This is a genomic window from Nocardia sp. CA-107356 (assembly GCF_050946365.1).
In the GTDB taxonomy this organism is placed as follows: Bacteria; Actinomycetota; Actinomycetes; order Mycobacteriales; family Mycobacteriaceae; genus Nocardia.
Genome location: NZ_CP191992.1, coordinates 1,074,259 through 1,080,046 on the forward strand (window position 1 = coordinate 1,074,259; position 5,788 = coordinate 1,080,046).

The following is a 5,788-nucleotide window of genomic DNA, read 5'->3' on the forward strand; positions in this document are numbered from 1 at the left end:
TCGTCCGACTCCCATGCCACCTCTACCACTGCGGGCGATGCCGCCCGTCACGTCCTGTTCAGCTGCTTGCCACCCGCAGTCTAGAGCGCGCGGTCACGGCTCGGTCGGCGTGTGTGGAGGCGGACCTGCGGCGACGCGTGATGCTACGGCGACCCGATTCGGCGCCGATGTCAATTCACGTACTGAAACGTGTTCCATTTTGTCAGCTCATGACGTTATCGTGTGAGCACGGCTGCATTCGTAGCCGCGGCAACCGGTCGCATCTCGGAGGTAGGCATGCCGGAGCATGGATCCATCGGACGCACCGCTGGCGCCGACACCGGACGGATCGCGACGGTGGAGTCCCGGTCGAGCGATGAGACGCCACTGATCGAGGAGACCCTCATCGACGAGGTCTCCATCGACGGTATGTGCGGCGTCTACTGACCGGCGGCGCGACCATGCTCCCGGCGTCCGCACCCGCAGCCGCAGATGTTCTCTGCGAATATCGGCGGCGGCGAACCCGCTGCGCGCCCGGACTTTTGGGAGCTCGTCGCACATCATATCGGAGTGAAGTTCTCCGCCAACGGAGTTCGCATCACACCCGAGGTCGCCGCACGCCTGGCCGCCAGCTGTCGCTGACTCGCCCCGCCGGCGAGCGTTCGTCTTCGGAGCGGGCGCGCCCGCTCCGAGAGTCCGCTGACATGATGTCGGTGCGGTAGCCAGTCATGTGCTGTGCGATCAATCGACGATGGCTATCGAGTGGCAATTTAATGATTGCCCTCTCGTTGCCAGCTGTCTTCGGCGAGTCGCCCGCGACCCGCCGTAAACGCGTGTCGGGAGATCCCCCGCCGCGCGGGCGGATTCGTACGGAATTCCGTCCTTTTTTCCGGACGGATGATGCCAATGCGTGAATCTCCGCCTAGCATGCCAGGAATGCGCCATGATCGCCTACCCGACGGATTCGGGGTGCGGATCGATCCACGGGTACGCGCATACTCCGGGGGACGCATCCTGATCGGGGGTTCGCCCGCCCGGTTGCTGCGACTTGCCCCGGAGGCCGCCGAGATGATCGGCGACGGGTACCTCGAGGTCACCGGCCCGAAGTCTGCCGTTGTTGCCAGACGGCTGCTCGACTCCGGCGTCGGTAATCCGCGTCCCCGGTTGCTGCCGTCGCTCGACGATGTGACCGTGATCGTGCCACTGCACAACAACGCCGACGGCCTCGCCCGACTACTCGCGGCACTGCGCGGGCACAATGTGATCGTCGTCGACGACGCCTCGGATCAGCCGGTCCAGATCCCGCGCAACCGCGGCACCCGCTGCCGGGTGACGGTGCTGCGCCACGACCGCAGACAGGGTCCGGCCGCCGCGCGGAATGCCGGATTGCGGGCCGCGACAACCGACTTCGTCGCCTTCCTCGACTCCGACGTGGTCCCGCGCAGCGGCTGGCTCGAGGTGATGCTCGGGCACTTCAGCGATCCGGAGGTCGCGCTGGTCGCGCCACGGATCGTCGCGCTCGATCCGGAGTCGAACGCGCTCGCCCGCTATGAACACACCCGCTCCTCGCTCGATCTCGGTCGGCGCGAATCGGCCGTGCAGTCGCGCGGGCTGGTGTCGTATGTGCCGAGCGCCGCGCTGCTCGTCCGCCGCAGGGCGCTGCTGGCCGAATGCGGATTCGACGAGTCGATGCAGGTGGCCGAGGATGTCGACCTGTGCTGGCGGCTGGAGCAGGCGGGTTGGCGGCTGCGGTATGAGCCGGCGGCGCATGTGGCGCACGATCATCGAATCTCGTTCCGCGCCTGGTTCGGTCGCAAGCTCTGCTATGGCACGGGGGCCGCGCCGCTCGGCGAGCGGCACCCGGGCATGGTGACGCCGCTGTCGATGCCGTTCTGGACAGCGGTCGCGACCATGCTGTTCGCGACGATGACGAAGTGGGGAATGCTCGGCGGACTCATCACCATGGTGACCGCACTGGCCCGACTACGCCGGGTCTTCACCGAGTTGGACAACCCGACGCGAGTCGCGGCGATCTATCTCGCGCGCGGCTACTTCGCAGGTATCTGGCGACTGGCCTCGGCGATGTGCCGACACTATTGGCCGGTCACCATGGTGGCGATGCTGCTGTCCAGACGGATCCGGCGCATCGCGGTCACCATGGCGGTCGCGGACGGTTTGGCCGACTGGTTCACCCACCGCGACGCTGGCGGGCTCGATCCGTTCCGCTACCTGGCCTACAAGCGGATGGACGATATCGCGTACGGAACCGGCTTGTGGCTGGGCGCATTCCGCGCACAAAGCCTGGAGTCGCTCAAGCCGAGTACGCCCCGGAGCTGAATCGAACGTGTGATGGCTGTACCCCCCGATGAGCTGATGTAGATGGTCGACACGTTGATCATCGGTGGTGGCACGGCTGGTTGCGTCGTGGCGGCCAGGCTGAGCGAGGACCCGGACCATAGTGTGCATCTGGTCGAGGCCGGTCCGGTGTCGATCGACGCGGCGGAACTGCTCGACGCGACGCGGATGCCGATCGGCCCAGCATCGCCTTTCGTGTGGCGCTATCCCGTTGACCTGGCCACCGATACTGTCGGAAATATCGTGCGCGGCAAGGTGATCGGTGGATCGGGTGCGATCAACGGCGGCTACTTCGTGCGCGCGACGGCGGCCGATTTCACGGCGTGGAGCAAGGAACTCGACGGATCGGCACGCTGGTCCTTCGACGCGGTCCTGCCCGCCTATCGTCGACTCGAGCGCGACCACGACTACGGCGACCGGCCGGGACACGGAACGGCCGGGCCGATACCGGTGCACCGCACCGCCGAGCCGACCCCGCTGAGTCGCGAATTCGCCTCGGCCTGTGCGGCACTGGGCCTTCCATCGGTACCCGATCTGAACGCGCTGCCCGGCGATGGTCCGGCGCAGGGCTGCGGACCGGTACCGTGCAATATCGAGCACGGCAGGCGGGTCGACACCGGATCGGCGTATCTCTCACCCGCGCTCGCGCGACCGAACCTCACTGTTACCGGCGCAATGCTGGTGACCCGGATCCGTTTTCACGGCACCCGCGCCGTCGGCGTCGACTTCGTGCACGACGGCAGGGCGGGTACGCTCGCGGCCGATCGCATCGTGCTGTGTGCGGGCGCGATCGAATCCGCCGCGCTGTTGCTGCGTTCCGGTATCGGCGATCCGCAACAGTTGCGGGCGCTGGATATTCCGGTGCTACAGCCCGCGCCCGTCGGCGCGTGGTTCAGTGATCATCCCGAGATCGGTATCGAGTATCGCTGTGATCCGCCGCTGACGACCGGCGACGGTGTGCCGCTGGAATATGTGCTGGAACTCGACGATGTCGAAATCCGTCCGTACGCCGTATCGTTTACCCCGTATACCCATCGTTTGGGCGTGGCGCTCATGCGTCCGCGATCAGAAGGGGTGCTCCGGTTGCGTTCCGCCGATCCCGCCGTCGCACCGCTCATCGATTACCGCTACTTATCGGCGGCGGCCGATCGGATTCGATTACGGGAGGCGGTAACCGCGGCGCTCGAGCTATTGCGCCAAATCCCGATGGCGCGCGCGCTGGAATCGGTACCGGAACCCGCGGATGTTCGGCTGCGGGCGAATCTGGCTACCTCGCAACATCTGTCGGGGACCTGCCGAATGGGCGCGGTGGGCGATGAACGCGCGGTGGTCGACGAACTGTGCCGAGTGCACGGCACGACCGGCTTGTCGGTGGTGGATCTTTCCGTTGTTCCGGTGCCGCTGACCCGCGGACCGCAGGCGACGGCGGTAATGCTCGCCGAACGCGTCAGCGAATACCTCACCTAAGGATATGAAAGATGGGTAGGTCACATTTGTACGAGGTCTAATCGGTATGTGACCTGGCGGACAAACGAAGGCAACCGCCCTTGCCTGGTAATGCGCGCCGGTACAGTTTGGGGCGGAAAGAAAGGCAAATGGTCAGCAATCTTGCAGGTGGGCGGCCCCCACGGCACGGCGTCGAACCCGGCACTCAACTCGGCGCTCTGGAAGCCTATGCCGCACAAGCACACGGATATCTTAGCGCGGGTGGCGAGCAGCTGTCGCAGCTTGCCGGTCTGCTGCGTCCCGTCGTGCTCGAATCCTGGCTGCGCAGTGTGCGCGGCGGTATCGATCCGATGGACGTGCTGGACGGGCGCGGCCTGCGCGGGGCCGATCTGCAGCGCTACCGCGACGCGCACCCGATTGCTACATTGATGCCGCTGATCGACAAACTGCTCGTACAGGACACTGCCAGAACGGGTTTGATCGTCACGGTGGCCGATCAGTTCGGTCGGGTGCTGTGGGTGCACGGCAATCCCGATCAGGTCGACGCGGCCGCCGAAATCGGTTTGCGTGCCGGCGATGATCTGAGCGAACGTCGCATCGGAACCAATGCCGTCGGCCTCGTGGTGCGCACCGGCCGGGCCGCGTGGATCCATGGGCCCGAACACTTTCTGCATCGGATGCACCAGATCACCGGTGCCGCAGCGCCGGTACACGATCCCGACGGCAGGCTGGTCGGCGTGCTGATGATCGCCGGGGGCGTGCGTGTGGCCAAGCCGGAGATTCTGGCGCTGGTGAAGGCGACATCGACTGCGGCCGAAATGGATCTGCTGCTGAGCGCCATGCGTGCTGGGCAGCACGGGTCGGCGGGCCGCGTCGTTGCCTACGACAGCACGACGGGCGAAATCGCCGTGGTCCGGCTCGGTCTGGATGTGCTCGGGCTCGGGCAGCCGCTGCTGACCGCCGCGGGTGACCGAGTTCCGGTGTCGCAGCGCCACGCTGAGATCCTGCTGCTGCTGGCCGAACATCCCGAGGGGCTCGGCGCCGACCATCTCGCGCTGCTGCTCGATGATACGGATCTGGATAACGGCACCATTCGCGCCGCCATGTCGCGGCTGCGTGCGGTGGTCGGTCCGAACGTATTCGGTTCGCGCCCATATCGGTTGCGGGTGCATGTCGCAACCGATATCGAAGCGCTGCGGGCCGCACTCGATTCCGGTGATGTCGATGCCGCATTACGGCTCTACGCCGGTCCGGTGCTGCCGCGTTCGACCGCTCCCGGAATTATTGATATTCGCGATGAACTTCGGGTCCGGCTGCGTACCGCGGTGCTCAGTTCCGCAGATGCCGCGGTGCTGCGCCGGTGGACCGCGTGCGCCGAGGGACGTGACGATGCCGCGTCCTGGGCCGCCTACCGGGCGACCGTAGATCGTGATTCGCCGTTATATGCGCAGATCGAGGCCAAGATTCGGGTGCTCGATCGACGCCTCGGCGCCGATGCAACGCGGATGCAACGTTCGGGCTCATAGTCTGCACATCCGAAAGTGCCGTAGCTCACATACGCGATCGAAATGTGGTCGCGGACACGGCTTTGCCTTGTCGCGTCGGCCCGGCTGAGCACGCTGGACGATCGACCAAATTTTTTAGTGCAAAAAGTTCCTTTTTATTAGGGAAGCGCCTAGTGTTCGCAATGCACGGATCACATCCGTGTGATGTAACCGACATAAGCCGCGGCGCCCGCACCGCGGCAGCAACGTTGGAGGAGCGATCAAGAGCTAGGCGCAAGCGGTGACCATCGGTCACCGCGGCGGTGACCGATCGGTCACCGATCTCGTTTCACGCAATCTGTTCCGATCTCGCGTGGGTGCCGTCGTACCCCGCGCATTCGCCGAATCATCTTGTGGTGGCGTCCAAGCCATGCGTCAACGCTGAACCGCGTTGTCGCAGTGGCTTATTCGTCATGCCCAAAAGCGTTCGGCCAGCTGTTCTTTCGCCGAACGAGGAGGCTCTG

At 65.5% G+C, this 5,788-nt stretch carries 4 protein-coding genes and 1 pseudogene; all 5 read left to right on the plus strand.

Annotated elements, in window-relative coordinates; all coding sequences use genetic code 11:
• Nucleotides 1–336: 336 nt before the first annotated feature.
• The 5 genes and pseudogenes from mftA to ACQP1G_RS05200 all read left to right on the plus strand — a co-directional run bounded on the left by mftA (nt 337) and on the right by ACQP1G_RS05200 (nt 5,306).
• Nucleotides 337–426: a mycofactocin precursor MftA gene (gene mftA / locus ACQP1G_RS05180; RefSeq protein ID WP_433208173.1), complete on the plus strand. Its 90-nt coding sequence runs from the start codon at nt 337–339 to the stop codon at nt 424–426.
• Between the two features lie 42 nt (nt 427–468).
• A pseudogene (locus ACQP1G_RS05185) lies at nt 469–612 on the plus strand (mycofactocin radical SAM maturase); the annotation flags it as partial.
• 303 nt (nt 613–915) lie between these two features.
• On the plus strand, nt 916–2,316 hold the full coding sequence (gene mftF / locus ACQP1G_RS05190) for a mycofactocin biosynthesis glycosyltransferase MftF (protein ID WP_433198869.1): 1,401 nt from the start codon (nt 916–918) through the stop codon (nt 2,314–2,316).
• A gap of 42 nt (nt 2,317–2,358) precedes the next feature.
• Nucleotides 2,359–3,801 (plus strand): mycofactocin dehydrogenase MftG, encoded by a 1,443-nt coding sequence (gene mftG, locus ACQP1G_RS05195; RefSeq protein WP_433198871.1) that lies wholly within the window; start codon nt 2,359–2,361, stop codon nt 3,799–3,801.
• 128 nt (nt 3,802–3,929) lie between these two features.
• Nucleotides 3,930–5,306, plus strand: coding sequence for a GAF domain-containing protein (locus tag ACQP1G_RS05200; RefSeq protein WP_433198873.1), 1,377 nt, complete (start codon nt 3,930–3,932; stop codon nt 5,304–5,306).
• Nucleotides 5,307–5,788 lie beyond the last annotated feature (482 nt).

Excerpts from the sequence above, each read along its gene's own strand:
- ACQP1G_RS05200 (WP_433198873.1), top strand. The coding sequence starts at position 3,930 with ATGGTCAGCAATCTTGCAGGTGGGCGGCCCCCACGGCACGGCGTCGAA.
- mftF (WP_433198869.1), top strand. The coding sequence starts at position 916 with ATGCGCCATGATCGCCTACCCGACGGATTCGGGGTGCGGATCGATCCA.
- mftG (WP_433198871.1), top strand. The coding sequence starts at position 2,359 with ATGGTCGACACGTTGATCATCGGTGGTGGCACGGCTGGTTGCGTCGTG.